General features: G+C 45.9%; 13 protein-coding genes. 4 read left to right on the forward strand and 9 right to left on the reverse strand.

Features of this window, described 5'->3' with window-relative positions:
* Window positions 1-34 precede the first annotated feature (34 nt).
* From hemG to H6629_23280, 9 genes are all read right to left on the reverse strand, one after another.
* Window positions 35-1450, reverse strand: coding sequence for a protoporphyrinogen oxidase (hemG, locus tag H6629_23240; protein MCB9070702.1), 1416 nt, complete (start codon window positions 1448-1450; stop codon window positions 35-37).
* A gap of 51 nt (window positions 1451-1501) precedes the next feature.
* On the reverse strand, window positions 1502-2899 hold the full coding sequence (gene hemN, locus H6629_23245; protein ID MCB9070703.1) for an oxygen-independent coproporphyrinogen III oxidase: 1398 nt from the start codon (window positions 2897-2899) through the stop codon (window positions 1502-1504).
* A gap of 17 nt (window positions 2900-2916) precedes the next feature.
* Entirely contained in the window at window positions 2917-3969 is a 1053-nt protein-coding gene (locus tag H6629_23250; protein ID MCB9070704.1) for a uroporphyrinogen decarboxylase, read from the reverse strand.
* Between the two features lie 26 nt (window positions 3970-3995).
* The gene (locus H6629_23255) at window positions 3996-4796 is read right to left on the reverse strand and encodes a uroporphyrinogen-III synthase (GenBank protein MCB9070705.1); all 801 of its coding nucleotides are present in this window, start codon (window positions 4794-4796) and stop codon (window positions 3996-3998) included.
* Window positions 4793-5734: a hydroxymethylbilane synthase gene (hemC, locus tag H6629_23260; GenBank protein MCB9070706.1), complete on the reverse strand. Its 942-nt coding sequence runs from the start codon at window positions 5732-5734 to the stop codon at window positions 4793-4795. Before hemC ends, H6629_23255 begins: the two co-directional genes overlap by 4 nt.
* Complete coding sequence (locus H6629_23265; protein MCB9070707.1) at window positions 5724-7007, reverse strand: glutamyl-tRNA reductase; 1284 nt, start codon at window positions 7005-7007, stop codon at window positions 5724-5726. Before H6629_23265 ends, hemC begins: the two co-directional genes overlap by 11 nt.
* A 6-nt stretch (window positions 7008-7013) precedes the next feature.
* Window positions 7014-7838: a cytochrome c biogenesis protein CcsA gene (ccsA, locus tag H6629_23270; protein MCB9070708.1), complete on the reverse strand. Its 825-nt coding sequence runs from the start codon at window positions 7836-7838 to the stop codon at window positions 7014-7016.
* 331 nt (window positions 7839-8169) lie between these two features.
* Complete coding sequence (locus H6629_23275) at window positions 8170-11238, reverse strand: efflux RND transporter permease subunit (protein ID MCB9070709.1); 3069 nt, start codon at window positions 11236-11238, stop codon at window positions 8170-8172.
* 3 nt (window positions 11239-11241) lie between these two features.
* Window positions 11242-12603 (reverse strand): efflux RND transporter periplasmic adaptor subunit, encoded by a 1362-nt coding sequence (locus H6629_23280; GenBank protein ID MCB9070710.1) that lies wholly within the window; start codon window positions 12601-12603, stop codon window positions 11242-11244.
* 527 nt (window positions 12604-13130) lie between these two features.
* Here H6629_23280 and H6629_23285 point away from each other — a divergent pair.
* The 4 genes from H6629_23285 to H6629_23300 all read left to right on the forward strand — a co-directional run.
* Entirely contained in the window at window positions 13131-13616 is a 486-nt protein-coding gene (locus H6629_23285; protein MCB9070711.1) for a hypothetical protein, read from the forward strand.
* Window positions 13617-13831: 215 nt separating this feature from the next.
* The gene (locus tag H6629_23290; GenBank protein ID MCB9070712.1) at window positions 13832-15634 is read left to right on the forward strand and encodes a DUF1566 domain-containing protein; all 1803 of its coding nucleotides are present in this window, start codon (window positions 13832-13834) and stop codon (window positions 15632-15634) included.
* Between the two features lie 87 nt (window positions 15635-15721).
* Window positions 15722-16498, forward strand: coding sequence for a hypothetical protein (locus H6629_23295; GenBank protein ID MCB9070713.1), 777 nt, complete (start codon window positions 15722-15724; stop codon window positions 16496-16498).
* A 148-nt stretch (window positions 16499-16646) separates the two neighbouring features.
* Window positions 16647-17646, forward strand: a 1000-nt coding sequence (locus H6629_23300; protein ID MCB9070714.1) for a DUF1566 domain-containing protein, incomplete at its 3' end; no start/stop codon positions are given.

Consider the following 17646-nt stretch of genomic DNA (forward strand, 5'->3'; position numbering starts at 1 on the left):
TTCTGTTGTTCCAGTGAAGCTCGAAGTAATTCAATTACGCGGTTTCGAGCGTAACTTTTTTGTTTTCAACTAAAAATCGGGCGATTGTTTCGCTCATGCCGTGCGCCTGTTTGACGCAATCGGCAACGGAAATGCCGCCGCGAAAATTACCGGAAATAAATATTCCCGGATTATTTTGCTCAAATGTTTCGATGTCGCGCATCAATTGCTGATGCCCGAGCCGGTATTGCGGAATCGCTTGTTGCCATTTGCGAATGACAACCACATCCGGTTTTTGGCTGATGCCCATTAATTCGCGGAGATCGTTTTGCACGAGTTCGCTCAACTGCTCGTCCGGCAATAGCGCGTTTTCCGGCTGTCGACTACCACCGACAAACGTGGTAAGCGCCGCGCCGCCATCGGGCATTCGCCCGGGAAAAATGCTGGAACTCCACAACGTTCCCAAAATCTGGCGTTGCTCTTTTTCCGGCACCAGAAAACCAAATCCGTCCAGCGGCACGCAATCCGGCTGTTTTTTGTAGCCGAAATAAACCATGCTCACCGGCGGATAATAAATATTTTCAAATTGCCCCTGCAACGGAAAATCGAATTCAAACGGCAGTTTTTCATACTGATGCGCCGGAACGGTCAGCAACAGCGAAGTTGCGGAAATATGCGATTCGCCGTCCGGCGATTGAACATCGATTTCAAATTGTCCGCCATCGCGGCGAATGCTCACGATAGTCGTTTCAGTGAAAATCTGCTTTGCCAACGATTTGCCGATGGCATCCGTCACCGTCTGCAAACCGTTTTGAAACGACAGCATTTTGGCGTGCGATTTGGCTTTTTCCGCAGATTTTTTGCGTTTTCGCGCACCCAAAATTGCGCCTTTGATGAGGCTGCCATATTCCTGTTCCAACTGGTGCAGCTTCGGAAATGCGCTTTTGATACACAGCGTTTCCGGCTTTCCGGCATAAACGCCTGCGACAAACGGGTTGATCGCGTAATCCAGAAATTCCTGCCCGAGTCTGCGCTGCACAAATGCGCCCAGCGATTCATCTTTTTCCGGTGGCGCCGGTTTGATAAACGGCTCTTTTAACAACCGCAATTTCGCGGATGCCGAAAATAAGCTGCTTTTGATAAACGCCGGCGGCGATGCCGGAAGTGCGTTTAGCTTGCCGTATCGCACAATATAGCGTTTGTTGGCGGTTTCTGTGGCGTATTGTAACTGCGATTGTATGTTCAGGTCGGCAAACAATTCGCCCAAAATCGGTGTGGTTTCCAGTGTGCTGTTCGGACCGTGTTCGATCAAAAATCCGTCGCGTTTTTCGCTGTGGATCGATCCGCCGATGCGGCTGTTTTTCTCCAAAACAACCACGCTTTTTCCGGATTTCGCAAGAAAATGCGCCGCGGTCAGACCGGAAATTCCGGCACCGATAATGGCAACGTCGGTTTTTATTTCAGATTTCATTTATGCCCCCAAAATTCGTAGCTACTCAACCCTTTATAAACCGCTGTTAATTCAAACCGTGCGGGAATAAATCGGTTTTTCGCGCTGGCGATCTTTTTCGAGATACGCGTCAAATTCCATCGCGATGTTGCGCACCACCAACCGTCCGGCATCGGAAATTTCGATACGATCAGGCAAAATTTCGACCAATCCATCCAGCACAAACGGTTCCAGTTTTGTTTCAAATCCCGCAAAATATTCGTCAAAATTGATGCTAAATCGTCGGGTTACTTCTTCTTTCAATACGCGATTGTTGCACATAATTTCGGTAATCACAAACTGGCGAATTTTGTCATCTTTCGTTAATTGGTAGCCTACCATTGTCGGCAGTTGCCCGTTGTCCAACATCGTTTCGTATTCTTTGGTGGTTTTCACATTTTGGGCATACACATAATCCAACTGGCTGATGGCGGTGATGCCCATTGCGTAAACTTCCGCACCGGCGCGGGTGCTGTATCCCTGAAAATTGCGATACAACGTTTTCTCCGCCAACGCTTTGGTCAGTTCGTCGTCCGGTTTGGCAAAGTGATCCATTCCGATATAAACGTAGCCAGCTTCGGTGAGCCGTTCGATCACCAGTTTCAGAATAGCGAGTCGCTCAGTGGTGTCCGGCATAGCTTCCTCTGGAATGATCTGCTGGTGTTTTTTCAACCACGGCACATGCGCATAGTTAAAAATTGCCAGCCGGTCCGGTGAAAGTTCAATCACGCGATCGAGCGTTTTTTTGTAAGATTCCACGGTTTGATACGGCAATCCGTAAATCAAATCCACGTTCACGGAATCAAAATCGAGCCGACGGCTTTCGTCGATCACAAATTGGTTTTGCTCGTCCGTTTGGATGCGGTTGATGGTTTCCTGCACCTGCACATTAAAATCCTGTACACCAAAACTCACTCGATTGAAACCCAAACGCCGCAGGGTCGATAAATGGTAGTTTTTAATGGTTCGCGGATCAATTTCGATACTGATTTCCGCATCGTTCGCAAAGTTGAAATGGGCTTTAATGTAGCTGAAAATATCCGTGATTTGCGCCGGTGTGAGGTATGTCGGCGTGCCCCCGCCCCAGTGCAATTGCACAACTTTCCGGTGGGGATTGATTTTCGCACTCACCAGATCAATCTCTTTTTTGAGATAGTCCAGATAGCGCTCAATCCGTTTCGGATTGTGGGTAATGATCACGTTGCAACCGCAGAAATAACAAAGGGTTCGGCAAAACGGAAAATGGAAATAAAGCGACAAATCCGGTGCATTTTTGCTGACGTTGGTCACCTCAATTTCCTGTAAAAAATGTTCCGGCGTAAAGCCTTCGTGGAAGTGCGGCGCGGTCGGGTAGCTGGTGTAGCGCGGTCCCGGCTGGTTGTATTTTTTTAACAAATCTGAATCGACGGATACTTTATAATTTTGCTTCATCTTATTAACCCAATGGTTTAAGATTGATGATAAATAACGCTTTCTTCTTTTACGGCGTTGATGAATTCGCGGGCGTGTTCGACCGGAATATCCGGTAAGATGCCGTGTCCCAAATTGGCGATGTGCCCGTTTGCAGAGCCGTTTTCCGCCAACATTTTTTTGACGAATTGACGAATGTTTTGCGGCGAAGCATACAACGCAGTTGGATCGAGATTGCCCTGCAGCGCAACGCGATTGCCGAGCGTTTTTCGTGCGGTGCTCAGGTTTATCGTCCAGTCCAGCCCCACAACATCGGCGCCGCTTTCGCCCACTTTATCCAGCCAGCTCATTGCGCCTTTGGCAAAATAAATAATTGGCACGCCCTGCTGGCGAATCGCTGCAATAATCCGTTTAACATATACAAGCGCAAATTCGTTGAAACCGTCTTCGTCCAAAATGCCGGCCCACGAATCGAAAATCTGGATGGCTTGCGCACCGGCGGTAACTTTTGCACGGCAATAATCGATCACCGCATCGGAAATTGCGTGGAGCAATTTGTGCAGCAAATCGGGTCGCGCATATCGCCATTCTTTAATATGTTTGAAATTTTTGGAGCCGCTGCCCTCAATCATGTAAGTTGCCAACGTCCACGGTGCGCCGCTGAATCCGATCAACGGCACTTTGCCGTCGAGTGTGTTTCGCACCAGTTTGATCGCGTCCATCACGAAATCCAGTTCGGCTGCCGCGTCAATATTGTGCAATCTGGACAGATCTTTTTCGCTGCGGATAGGCGAGGGGAATACCGGTCCGCGCCCTTCATGAAATTGCAATTCCATTCCCATCGCTTCGGGAATCACCAAAATATCGGAAAACAAAATGGCGGCATCCACTCCAATAATATCAACCGGCTGCAAAGTTACTTCCGCAGCCAATTCAGGTGTTTTATACATTGTTATAAAATCGTGATTCGCCCGCACCGCGCGGTATTCCGGAAGATAGCGACCAGCTTGCCGCATCATCCAGACCGGTGTGCGTGCAACCGGTTTCCGAAAACAGGCGTCTATAAACAGGTGGTTGTTTTGTTCACTCATCGGCTCTGTATATCCTTGCTTTATTTTTAGTGGTTCGATAAATGTTCAAGTTTGCTCGATTGTTCAAAATAATCGATGGTCGATTTACACAATTCTTCCGGCGAAACGATGTCGGGAATAATCTGCGGATCGATGCCGTTTTCCCGAAGATGCATGGCTGTAGTTTCACCGAAAACGGCGATTGCAGTTGAAGGCAACAGATCGTTTCCGGCAATTATTTGTCGGAAATAATCAAACGACGTCGGGCTGCTGAATACAAAAACATCGAATTTTCCGGTGAGAATTTCCGCCAAAATATCGCTGTCAAAGCGTTCGTTTGCGATGGTTTGATACAGCGGAACGCGTTGCAAAATAACATTTACGGGAATTTCGGGTGCAATATTTTCCAGCGATTGAACGCTGGTTACATGCATCAATTGAACGGTTTCTTCCGGGTGAATTTTGGAAATATGGCTCAGCAACGATTGCAAATTGGCCGCTTTCGCGTAAATTTCAGCGTCCGGTACCAATTCGATCAGCCGCTTCGCCGCTTTTACGCCGACGGTTCCAACCAGAATTTTCGATAAAATTGCCAGATCAATCTGCTGCTTTTCCAGTGCAGTCACCAGCGCATCAACCCCGTTTTGGCTGCTGAGCAGCAGCCAGTCGAATGTGTCAATTTCGCTGATAATTTCTGAAATATGCTGTTCCTTCGGATCGGCGAATTCGATACGATACGGTTCGAAAAATGCCACATTTGCACCGGCAGATCGAAACGCGGTTTCGAAAGCTGCGCTGGCATTTTGCGGTCGGCTGAACAGCACATTTTTTCCGTTCAGCGCACTCATTTCGACTGCGCCTCGTTTTTGCTGATTTCTGCCAAAATTTCACCGGCACCCATTTTCAGCAATTCTTTTGCCAGCGTAAATCCGGTATGTTCTGCATTTGTGATAGATGCGTCCATTTCTGTGCGCAGCAACCGGCTGCCATCCAAACTGGCAACGCATCCGCTGATGTGCAATTGCTGGCCGGAAACCTGCGCAAATGCGCCGATCGGCACATGACAGCCGCCTTCCAGCGTGCGCAACATGGCACGTTCAGCAGTCGCGGCAATTTCGGATGGCCGGTGATTGATATTGCGAATAATTTCCAAAATCCGGCTATCGTTTTCCCGGCAAACCACGGCAAAACTGCCCTGCCCGACTGCCGGTAACATGACGTCCATCGAAATTTTTTCGCTGATGCGATCCGCCCAGCCGAGCCGCTCGATGCCGGCAACTGCCAAAATCATCCCGTCCCAATTACTGTCGTCAAATTTGCGGAAACGGGTGTTCAGGTTGCCGCGAATATCGACCATTTTGAAATCGCGGCGATAGTTGAGCAACTGCGCTTTCCGGCGTAAACTGCCCGTCGCGATAACCGCGTTTTCCGGTAATTCCGCCAAATTTTTCCCATGTTTCGAGATGAACGCATCGCGGACATCCCATCGTTCGGTGATTGCGCCAATGGTCAATCCATCGGGTAGAATTGTTGGCAAATCCTTTAAGCTGTGGACTGCCAAATCAATTCTGTTTTGCAATAGTGCAACGTCTAATTCCTTTGTAAATAATCCCTTATCGCCAATGTCCGAGAGTGGGATGTCCAGGATGCGATCACCAATTGTTTTCACTTCTTCGGTTTCAAACTGCAATTCCGGCAGATGATGTTGCAAATGAGATTTTACCCATTCCGTTTGCCAGAGTGCCAATTGGCTGTCGCGTGTGCCAATGATAATATTATTGTTCATAGTGTTCGTCCGTTAAATCAAACATTTCCCGCACCACGTTTATCCGCTGCTGGCTTTCCTGCGTGCCGTTGCCATATCGGCGCAACTGCGATAGCGGCAGGTGCAAAATTTTGTTCATCAATCCACGGGTTGCCTGCTCGATCATTTCCAATTCCTGCGGTGATGAACGGTGTTGGTATTTTTTTAATTCGACATCGCGGATTTCTTCGAGCTTTTTCCGGAGACAAACGATGGTCGGTGTTAAATTCAACGATTGCCGCCACTGGCGGAATTTCAGCATTTCCTGATGGATGATTCGCTGGGCTGCCTGCACTTCCTGCTGACGTCGGCTGAGGTTGCCTTCCACAATTTTCTGCAGCGAATCCATATCGTTCAAAAAGATATTTTCGTATTGCTTAATTTCGGGATCGAAATTTCGCGGAACCGCTATGTCTATCATAAACAATGGTTTGGGTGATCGGCAGGGGAGAATCTTTTTGAAATCATTTTTCGTCAGCACAAATTCGGGTGCGTAAGTGGCGCCGATAACCAGATCAATTTGCGGCAGCAATTCCTTCATCAATGGAAACGGAAACGCCTGGCCGTCCAGCTCTTTTGCCAAATTGTGGGCTTTTTCGAATGTGCGATTAGCGATAAAAATTTTGCCGACACCCTTCTTTTTGAGATGGCGGGCAGCCAATTGTCCGGTTTCGCCACTGCCGATCAGCAATACCTGCTGTTTGCCGAGATCGCGGAAAATTTTCTGCGAAAGCTCAACTGCGGCATATGCGACACTGACGGCGCCGGAGGCAATTTCTGTTTCGGTGCGCACCCGTTTGGCGGTTTGCAGCGCAGAATCAAAAAATCGCTGTAATTGCGTGCTGATCGTGCCGGTTTCTGAGGCGATCCGGAATGCATCTTTCACCTGACCGGTGATTTGCGGTTCGCCCAAAATCATCGAGTTCAGCCCGGATGTTACGGCGAACAAATGTTGCACGGCATCTTCGCCCCGCAAAAAATAGAAATGCTCAAAATCTGCATCGCTGATGCCGTCGCGCAACCCGGTGAGCAGGCTTTTCAACCGAAACGGGACATCTTCGGTGGACGGCGCAGCAACGTAAATCTCGCTGCGGTTGCAGGTCGAAAGGATGCATGCTTCCGAAAATTCCAGTTTTGTCACCAGTTGAATGAGAATATCCGGGATTTCGCTTTCGTTAAACGCGACTTTTTCCCGCAGTTCAACCGGTGCAACTTTGTGGTTCAGTCCAAAAATAAAAATGTCAAATTCGCTCATACCGATTTATCCGAATTGGTGAAAACTATCCACAATCATTTTGATGAACACCATCGAAAGAATGATGAACAAAAACCCGCCAATGGAGGCGTAGGCAAGCCATTTTCCCGTCCAGCTGCCAATTTTTTTGCCGTAGAGAACCGTTCCGAAAATCAACCAGATGCCATATGAAGTAATCACTTTCGGGTCGAAATGGGACAGTTCGGGAAATTCATATTTGCGCCACATCATGCCCAAAAAAATGGTGATCGTGAAGAAAATAAAGCCGATAAACGCCGATCGCATGCTCATTTCGAGCAGCTCTTCGAGCGATGGCATTTTGCGGTAAATGACGCTGAATTGGGCACTTTTGAGGTCGTAAAACAACATTAAATACATCACGCTGTATGCAGCGGAAACAAACAATGCGGAATATCCCAAAATGACCGTTGAAGTGTGTAAAATGAACATCGGGCTTCTCAGGATTTCCGGAATTTCCGGATCGAAAGTGATAAAAATGGAGGACAGTAATTGCAGGAAACAGACCACAATTAAAATGAAAAATCCGGTGGATTGTATTTTTAAGCGATGTTGGAGATACACATAAGTTGCGGCGACGGCAAATGCCAGAACGCTGGACATTTCGAAAATATCGGCTGATGGGAAATAGCCGAATTTATATCCGCGTAACACCAGAATAATCAAATGGATAGTAACGGTTCCGGTGAGCAATTTGCTCATGTATTTACTGGATGTTCGATCGGAACGGAAGAAAAATAATCCATACATAATTGTAACCGTGATATACGAAACCGGCAGGATTATATTCAATGCGTAAATCAGTGCTTCCATCTTTTTTCCATCTGCTCTGCTTATGTGAAAGATTTACTTATCCATTTCGAAATAGGACGGATATATGACAAATCATGTGCCAAAGTGATAATTGGTCCTGTTTTTGGGCGAAACAGGCAAAAAGAATGATTTTGGGCGGTAAAAATCCAAATTCTGGCAAACAAAAAAGCGTTATGAGCGATTTGCAAAAACCGACCTTTTTTGTCCATGTTTCAGTATGAAACCGGATTTTTCATTTTGAAATAAAGCGGGAAGGGGAGGATTGACCAAAAAAAAGAGCGAAACGATTTCAATCGCTTCGCTCTGCATTAGACTAAATTTCTATGTGGTTTTACCGTGCCCGAACTTTGTCGAGAAGGTCATTGGCGCTGATGTAAACCGCAGGAATGAGCACCAGCGTAATCAGGGTCGAAACTGTCAGCCCGCCGATAACCGCGCGCGCCAGAGCAGCCTGAATTTCACCGCCGGCGCCGGTGCCGAATGCCAGCGGGAGCATTCCGAGAACTGTGGTGCAGGTGGTCATCAAAATGGGACGGAGCCGTAATCGTCCGGATTGCATCACAGCTTCCATCACGCCTAAATTTTGCTCCCTGCGCATCAGGTTAATGTAGTCAACCAACACAATGGCGTTGTTTACTACAATGCCAATCAACATCACAATTCCCATCAAGCTTTGGATATTCAACGATGTGCCGGTAATTAACAGCGCCGGAACCACCCCGATAATCGCCATTGGAACGGCAACCATCACTATCAGCGGATCTAAAAATCGTTCGAATTGCGCTGCCATCACCATATAAATCAGCACCAGCGCCATCAGGATGGAAAGCGTAAAATCGCCCTGTGCTTTTTGCTGTTCTTCAAATTCGCCACCGAAAACCAGCGAAAAACCGCCGGGCAGGGTCACATTCCGGAGGCGTTCCTGAACTTTCAGGATCACATCGCCGAGCGCCGCGCCGCTTTGCAGATTGGCGGAAATATAGGTTACCCGCTGTCCGTCGATACGTTCGATAGATGTTGGCGTGCGACGCCGTTCTTTCCGCACAACCGACGAAACGGGCATAATTTCGCCATTATTGGTGCGCAGCGAAACGTTGCCCAAATCCAGCGAACTCAACCGGTCTTCCGGCTGTAACCGGACAACAATCGGAAATTCTTCGCCACCTTCGCGGTAAACACCGGCGCGGCTGCCGCCGACGTTGGTTTGGATGACTTCCGCCACATCTCTCACGGAAAGCCCGAGATCGGCAATTTTTTCGCGGTCAACAATCAGGTTTTGCTCCGGACGTCCTTCGCGGCGGCTGATGCGCACGTCTTTAATTTCCGGCACCTGTTCCATAATTTGTTTGATGTTCAGCGCCAGCTGATCTGCCAGAGCCAGATCGTATCCGCGCAACTCCAGTTGAACCGCCTGACCGCCGGCGGAACCGAACAATCGCCGCAGCATCCACAATCCGGACTGTGCTTCTACCTGCACTTCTGCGCCGGGAATTTTACCTTCCACATTCCGGCGAATCTGGTCGGCTAATTCAAAGCTGTCGATGGTTCGTTCATCTGCGCCCAAAAGTGACAGTTCAACTTCCGCATCGCCGGGACGAATTTCGATGGTTAAATGGCGCACCTGATCCATCGGCGTGGATTCTCGAACGATGCGTTCCAGCTCATACAAATATTCATTTACCACGGCAATATTGGTGCCCTGCGCCATTTCGAGATCAACATCAATTTCATCCGCATCCGTTTGCGGTGCGAGTTCAACCGGAATAAGCGGCCACAAAAACAATGTAACCAACAACATTGCTGAAGTTATGCCGAAAACCGTTTTCCGCCGGTGAATGGCTTTGTTGAGCAGTTTGGCATAAGAATCTTCGAGCCGGTCCAGCCATTGTCCGATTCGCGATTTTAAGTTTGTCCCGCGATGATCGCCGGATTTGATAGTGAGATAGCGGCTCCCGAGCATCGGCACCAGCGTTAGCGCAACCAGCAGCGAGCAGAACAGCGCAAAAACGACAACCAGCGCCAGCTCTTTAAACAGCATTCCCGAAATGGTTTGCATAAACACAATCGGCAGGAAAATGACCATCGTGGTTAGGGTCGATGCAACAATTGCCCCGGAAACCTGTCGTGTGCCGATGAGGGCACTTTCCTCCAACGGTTTATCGTTTTCACGTTGTCGCACAATATTTTCCAGCACCACTATGGCGTTGTCAACAATCAACCCGATGCCCAATGCCAGTCCGCCGAAGCTCATTTGGTTGAGCGTCAGTCCGTTGAAAAAGAGCAAGCCAAAGGTTGCAATAATCGAAATCGGGATCGACAGCGCAATAATAAACGTGGTCGAACCGTTTCGCAGAAAAAAATACAGAATTAAAATAGCCAGCAAACCGCCCCAAATGGCTGATTGCTGAACGTTGTTTATCGAATTTTGGATAAAATCGCTTTGGTCGATGACCATCATCAGTTCGATATCGTCGCGTTCGCGATTGATTTCCGTCATTACGCGACGGGCATTTTCGGCAACCTCGACGGTATTGGCGCCGGATTGTTTACGAATGCCCATCCGGACCATCGGTTGTCCGTCAATTTGGACGAGGCGATTGAGGTCCTGATAACCGTCCACTACTTCCGCAACATCGCGGATGCGGATCGGTCTGCCATCGACCAAGGTGATAATTGTGTTGGCAATTTCTTCGACAGACTGGAATTCGCCGCGAGTGCGCACGTATAAATCGCTGACGCCTTCGCGCAAATCGCCGCCGGGTAACGTAACATTTTCCCGCAGCAATGCCTGCTGAATATCCGTTGCCGAAAGCTGGCTGGATGCCAGCCGGTCGCGTTTCAGCCGAACCTGAATTTCGCGGTAAACGCCGCCCCACACATCAACGGAACCGGCGCCGGGAATTTGCTCAAACCGTTGGGAAATCTCGCGTTCGAGAATCCGGGTGAGCTCTTCCATATCGCGGCTCGATTTTGCGCCCAAAATAACCACGGGAAAATTATCCGGGTCAAATTTCCAGAGCCGTGGTGATTCCACCTCCGGTGGAAAATCATCGCGAATCCGGTCAATTGCCGCTCTCACGTCGTTTGCGGCTTCGTCGATGTTGGTTCCCTGGGTAAATTCCAGCGTTACCCGGCTTTGCCCTTCTTCCGATTGCGATCGCACAACCTCAACATTCGGAACGCCGGCAACGGCATTTTCAACGCGATCGGTGATGATCGTTTCAATTTCCTCAGGTCCCACATTCGGATAATTGGTCCGCACGGTTAGCTGCGGATATTCGATCTTTGGCAGCAAATCGACCGGTAAAAAACGAAATCCCATCACACCCAAAACAATGACAATCAAAAATACCATCGTTGTGGCGATCGGGCGTTTGACAGCTGTATTTGTAATATTCATAATTTATGGTGATGTATGGGTTTGTCCACTGATTGATGCGGTATCGGTTTCCGCACTTTTTTTACGATTGATAACATCTTCCATCAAATCCTGACGCTGGATGTGCTGCAATTTTGCAACCCACTGCCAATCGACCGGACGAACGCGGGCGACGCCGGAATTGCCGGCCAACAAATTTTGTCCCATGGTGATCACCCAGTTACCCGGATCAACGCCGCGAATCCCTGCTTCCATTCGCCCTTTGGCAACCACTTCCACCGGAACAAACTGGAAATCCACCGGATCGGTTAGCGGAATTTCCTGACGATTTTTTATTTCGCCCACGTTTTCGGGTGTGCGATCCAGTTTAGTACGGCTAACGTAAACGCCGGTTTCGCCGGTAGCCGGATTTTCGTAAAGCGCGCTCAACGGAATCAGCGTCGCCTGATCGCTTTCACCGTAAAAAATATCGACGGTTACGAACATGCCCGGTTTTAATTGTCCGTCGGGATTGGCGATATCGATTTCCGCCTCGGTGGTGTGCGAAACGGGGTGCAAAAACGGTGAAATGCGCGATAATTTTGCAGCCATCAACCCGTCTGCAGAGGAACTCTGGTTGTCGATTTCGGCGCGTTGACCTTCTTCGATATAATTGAGCATATGATCTGTCAGCACCATTTCCACCAAAACATTATCCAACTCACCAACCGTAAACAATCGATTGCTGCCGGATACGAGCATGCCGATTTCCGCGTTTCTGTTGCCGACGCGACCACTAACCGGCGATCGAATAACGGTTTGCGACAACGATTCTTCACGTTCCTGCACGGTTGCTTTCGCTTGTGCCACCCGCGCATTTGCAAGTTGCAGATCCGCTTCCGCAGAGATCGACTGGGTCTGGATTTGCTCCATTTCCGCAGTGCTGATCAACCCCTGATTTGCCAGCGATGTTGATCGAGTGAGCTCCGATTGTATTTCGTTGAGTCGCGCCTCAGCCTGACGGGCTTGCGCAACGGCAATCTGATATCCGGCTTTGGCTTGCTGCAGGCGTTCGCGGAATTCTTTATCGCGCAGGCGAATGAGCGGTTGTCCGCGCTTAACTGTGTCGCCGTTTTTCACCAGCACGTCGACAACCACTGCGTTAATTTCGGGATAAATGGAAACCTGGTTTTTCGCTTTCACAACACCGTTAAGCCGTTGGATTAACGGCAGCGATCCGGTTTTGCTTTGCACCGCTTCCACAGCGGGAACAACAAGGCTGGTGGCTTTTTCCGGAGAGCCGGATTGCCCGGAACAACCGGTGAAAAACAGAGCGGCTATTGCCAACATCATCACTGTGATTAACGTTTTTAGCATTTGGGGAAAAATTGCTCGATGTATTGTCATTCCATATCTCTGATTGAATTATTGGGTAATGCGTTTACACAACGCAATGTTTGTTTGCTACTCGTTTGAGACGCTCCGGTTCCGGAAAATCGTTACAATGCTTTGGGAATCGCCAAATTGAATTCCCCGAAATATTACAAAATCAATACTGATTTTGCTAAATATCTGGATGAAATTCAACACCTTTCGAAAGTATTATCGAACTTGTGTGATTTTGGTAAAAATGCCAACTACATCGTGATCCGGAGAAACAGATGAGGATATTTTTTTCCCGGATAGTAAAACGAACTCTGTTTGTGTAATCAATAATTATATTATGAAAATCCCTTGGTTTCTGATGCAATTGCTTTGACTTTCGGTTAATTATGAAACCTGAAAAAATGATTGGTTTAGTCCGTTTCTGATACGCTTATAACTTTAACTGGAATGATTCACCAATATTTTTCCTAAAGCATCGCGAACCGCCTCCGATTATCACTGTTAAATCACATAAAACAATCATTTACAGGAATTAGGAGGAATTTATTATGGCATTTGAGAATCGCGTTTCTATCGAGATTGCGGCTGAGGACAAGCTGGCTATTGAAGATGCGCTGAACACCCTAAAAACCAAACTGCTGCCATACCTGCATTCGCTGACAGCGCAGGATCGCCGGGAGTTGCCCAAGATGAATGACGGTACATCGCCGTTTGTGCAAAAGTCTTTGGAATATGCCCAGGCGAACACATCTCTGCTGCCGGCATTTGTGGATTTAAATGAGTTGAAGAAAGATGTGGATGCGGTAACCGAATTAACCCAATTTCTGCGGAAAGTGGAAGAACTGCAGCATTTGCTGGATGATACGGTCGTATTAGCCGGCAGTGAAGCGTATCAGGCGTCTCTGGCGTTTTATAACTCCGTAAAGCTGGGTGCACGAATGAACGTTCCGGGTGCCCAGAATATTTATCAGGATTTGAAGCAGCGCTTTGCCAAATCCCCCAGAGTTGTGGAGCCGGAAACACCGGGTGAGTAGGTATTGGTATTAAAAAATTTTTACAAACAATAAAGCCTCGGCAGATTTGTCGGGGCTTTATTGTTTATTCTTGAAGGTGCTGAACAAAACATTCTTGTTTTTAGCTTACCAAATAATCATTTATTATTATAAATTCCATTATTACATTCTATGACGACTTTCATAAATTGTCTTAAATCAATTACAAGAAATATTCCATATCTGATCAGGATAATATGACGAAATTGTTGGCGTTACTAAATTTTCTAGTAAAGATTAAGCCATATTTAAATGAATGGTGGTCGTCATGGAGATTATCGTATTTTTCAGATGAAGATTTTCAAAATGCAACCAAATATTATGTCAAACCACACTGCCAAAAAATCGATCCAGCGACAATTATTGATTCTCAAAACGCTAAGATTAAACGCTATGATTTATTTGAGACAATTAATTATTTGTTGGAACAACCTGATAAATACAAATACATAATGATATTTGGTGAAACCGGTACTGGAAAAACCTCATTTTTATTGAATTTTTACTACGAATATAAATCTCTAAAGTTATTTAAACGCACTCGGATAAAAGTAATCCCACTGGGTTTCGTAAAAAATTTAAGTGAGGTAATTAATAAAATTGGTAACAAAAGCAATACTGTATTATGTCTTGATGCCCTTGACGAGGACACTCTAATGCATGACAGTGCTGATTCAAATAAATACCAAGAAAGAATATGGGAAATTTGTCAACAAACATATGAATTTAGAAATGTCATTATTACATGCAGAAGTCAATTTTTCCCTAAAGATGTCATCACAAAGCTATCTACAAATATTAACAAGCCTGGTTCAGTAGGGATGGGTGAGAGCGGTGAATATACATTTAAAAAGCTTTATATTTCATACTTTAACAATTCACAAATACGCGAATACTTAAAAAAACGATTTCCAGATGACCTAGAAAAATTCCAGAAAAGCTTAAATAAGGCTAATGATTTGGTTGGGCGAATTCCAGAATTAACCATGCGTCCAATGATTTTGGCATATATTGATGATTTACTTAATAAAAATATTGACTATACATATCAAATATATGAATCTATAGTAGATGCATGGATCAACCGTGAAAAGTATTGGGAAAACAAGGATTTAAGAAGGTTTTCAGAACAGCTCGCGGTTCATATCTATACTCAAAGCGTAAAGACGCATGGCGTTGCTGCTATACCATTATATGAATTGCAGCAATTTGAGAATGGCGATAAAATAAAACGTTGGAAAATTTCTGGTCGTTCTTTGCTGAATCATGATGCCGAGGGTAATTACAAATTTGCCCATCGTTCTATCATGGAATTTTTGTTTGTAACGCGATTTCTAAAAATGGTTCCCAAAGATCGCGAGGAACTTCCATGGACAAAAGTGATGGTCAATTTTTTGTCAGAAATATTGATAAATAATCAATACAGGGGTGAATTAAACAAGTTGAATTGCGAAAAAATTGACCTGAATGCTTTATTATTATTCGAGAAATATAAACCAATACAATTACGGAGAGAGCCAAAAACTATTTCAGATAAAGATGCAAAGAGGATGATTTTGATTAATGAATTTTTTGATGAAAATCTAAATCCCAAGGGCAAAAGTCTTAAACATCGGTTTATACCTTATGGCGAAAAAAACAAAAGTATTTTTGATTTAGCGACGGGTTTGATTTGGCAACAGTCAGGTTCTATGGATGAATTAACATGGCAAAAAGCACACCAATATATTCAAGAAATAAATAAAAATCATACTGCAGGTTCAAATATTTGGCGACTTCCAACACTTGATGAAGCAATGTCATTAATGGAAGCAGTAAGGAAGAAAGAGCAGTTATATATTGATCCGGTTTTTGATACAACCCAAAGCTGGATTTGGACAGGAGATTTAAATTCTGATTCTGTTGCATGGAATGTTAGATATAGTGATGGCATATGTGATAAAAACTACATATTGAATAGCAACTTTGTGCGTGCTGTTCGTTCAGCTAAATCTAATTGAACACAAGTGCTAACTCATCAAAGAGCGGCGGATTGCCAAAATCGTGGAATATTCATCTGAATAGGATTCTTGATAATTGAGGCTCGAATGAATACAGCTAAAGAAAGCTTTATAAAAACCTACTCAACCCCGATCAGTTCACGCTGGTTAACCTATTTGCGATTTTCGGGTGGTTGTTGCTGTTGTTCCACTTTTTTCAACCTACCCTTAATGACCGCCATCGCCATCAGTGTGGGAATACTTCTCGGGGTTATTCTGATGATTGTTGCTGCATGGCAATGGAATCAATGGCGCAAGGAAAAAGTGTTGGAACAGAACCTGCCGACATTTTACCCAAAAGCCGTGATCCGTTTTTCAACGCAGTATTACCTCCGCCCATATTGTTCGGAAAAGGATCCCTCTGATCTTGATGCCAAGGGATTAAAAAATCATCCCAAAACAAAGGTATTCAAAACCTTTGACCACTATTTGTCCGGTGATACCGTCGATCGCTTCATTACCCTGTTGGGTGGCTCAGGGACCGGCAAAACCTCCTTTGTGCTAAATTACTTTGCATTAAACCAGCGACGGCTTCGCAAGCAAGGGCGAACAATGAAAGTCATACCGCTTGGGACCCCTGACGTCGATGCCCAAATTGCCGAAATAGAAAACAAGAAATTAACAATACTGTTTTTGGATGGGTTTGATGAAAACGTTGATGCGTTTAAAAGACCCGTAGAGAGGCTGATGGAACTTTGGAAGCAATGCGAGGAATTTAACAAAGTTATCATTACCAGCCGCACACAGTTTTTACCGAAGACAAGAACATCCCCGCATTACAAACATCCCCTATTATGGTCCAAAGTCTGCCAATATGCCGAGTAATTATCGTAACACGATACTTTACTTGTTACCCTTTGAAAACTGGCAGGTGAGAAGATACATCTGGCGCCGGTTTCACTACTGGAAACTGTTAAATATACGCAAGGCATTTAAGATTAAAGACAAGATTCCTACGTTAAGTATACGTCCCATGCTGCTTGCATATATACCCGATTTGATCGAGGATAAGGATGTGAAAAACCGGGATTACCGGAATTCTTTTGAGATATATGAGAAGATGGTAGATGCATGGATGAAGCGGGAAGAGGGAATTCTGGAAAACACCTCCATTGCGAACTTGCAGGAATTTTCGGAAAGGTTGGCAGTGGATTTATATACCAAAAGCGAGCAGCGTAGTGCTGCCCGTATACACCATGAAGAGCTTGAGCCATTGGCGCAGAGATGGGAAATTGATCTCAACAAATTTCAGATAAGCAGCCGCTCCCTGCTAAACCGCGATGCATTGGGATATTACAAATTTGCCCATAGAACGTTTATGGAGTTTTTATTTATGCAGCGATTTTTAAAATGGGATCCTCAAACGCTGAAATCGCCGTGGAACGCTCAAATACAGACGTTTTTCAAGGAAGCAATTCTCCTCTTGCGTGAAAGGGGTGAATTACTGCCTTTTTCTTTACAAGGCGTGAAAATCGATGAAAATGAAATAAAAGAACCGGTGAAGTTAAGAGCAACCCCTCTTAATCCGTTTGAAGAGGCACAGGTTGCAGAAATGATCAAAAAGGAAAATTTTTTCGATATTCATAAAAATAAAACAGGCAAGGGATTCATTCATGATTACCAGATCTATATCAAAAAGGGTGAAAAAGTAGTCATCGATTATAGAACCAATTTAATGTGGCAGCAGTCGGGTTCTCAGGAGCCTGATTACTATAAAAAAGCTCAGACATACATAAAACACCTAAATGATAGCAAGTTTGCTGGATACGATAATTGGCGCTTACCAACGCTTGAAGAAGCGATGTCGCTAATGGAGCGTGAAAAGAAGAACGCCGACCTTTACATTGACCCGATGTTTGATACGAAGCAGCGCTATATCTGGACAGCGGATCGCTATAGCGCCTCCGGCGCGTGGAACGTCGTCTTCGACCTCGGTTACTGCAATCATATCGGTGTCGACATCCTCGATATCT

Source organism: Calditrichia bacterium, assembly GCA_020634975.1.
GTDB lineage: Bacteria > Calditrichota > Calditrichia > RBG-13-44-9 > J075 > JACKAQ01.

What these genes read in the sequence shown, in the direction of transcription:
- hemG (MCB9070702.1), bottom strand. Translation starts at nt 1,450, where the DNA reads ATGAAATCTGAAATAAAAACCGACGTTGCCATTATCGGTGCCGGAATT.
- hemN (MCB9070703.1), bottom strand. Translation starts at nt 2,899, where the DNA reads ATGAAGCAAAATTATAAAGTATCCGTCGATTCAGATTTGTTAAAAAAA.
- H6629_23250 (MCB9070704.1), bottom strand. Translation starts at nt 3,969, where the DNA reads ATGAGTGAACAAAACAACCACCTGTTTATAGACGCCTGTTTTCGGAAA.
- H6629_23255 (MCB9070705.1), bottom strand. Translation starts at nt 4,796, where the DNA reads ATGAGTGCGCTGAACGGAAAAAATGTGCTGTTCAGCCGACCGCAAAAT.
- hemC (MCB9070706.1), bottom strand. Translation starts at nt 5,734, where the DNA reads ATGAACAATAATATTATCATTGGCACACGCGACAGCCAATTGGCACTC.
- H6629_23265 (MCB9070707.1), bottom strand. Translation starts at nt 7,007, where the DNA reads ATGAGCGAATTTGACATTTTTATTTTTGGACTGAACCACAAAGTTGCA.
- ccsA (MCB9070708.1), bottom strand. Translation starts at nt 7,838, where the DNA reads ATGGAAGCACTGATTTACGCATTGAATATAATCCTGCCGGTTTCGTAT.
- H6629_23275 (MCB9070709.1), bottom strand. Translation starts at nt 11,238, where the DNA reads ATGAATATTACAAATACAGCTGTCAAACGCCCGATCGCCACAACGATG.
- H6629_23280 (MCB9070710.1), bottom strand. Translation starts at nt 12,603, where the DNA reads ATGACAATACATCGAGCAATTTTTCCCCAAATGCTAAAAACGTTAATC.
- H6629_23285 (MCB9070711.1), top strand. Translation starts at nt 13,131, where the DNA reads ATGGCATTTGAGAATCGCGTTTCTATCGAGATTGCGGCTGAGGACAAG.
- H6629_23290 (MCB9070712.1), top strand. Translation starts at nt 13,832, where the DNA reads ATGACGAAATTGTTGGCGTTACTAAATTTTCTAGTAAAGATTAAGCCA.
- H6629_23295 (MCB9070713.1), top strand. Translation starts at nt 15,722, where the DNA reads ATGAATACAGCTAAAGAAAGCTTTATAAAAACCTACTCAACCCCGATC.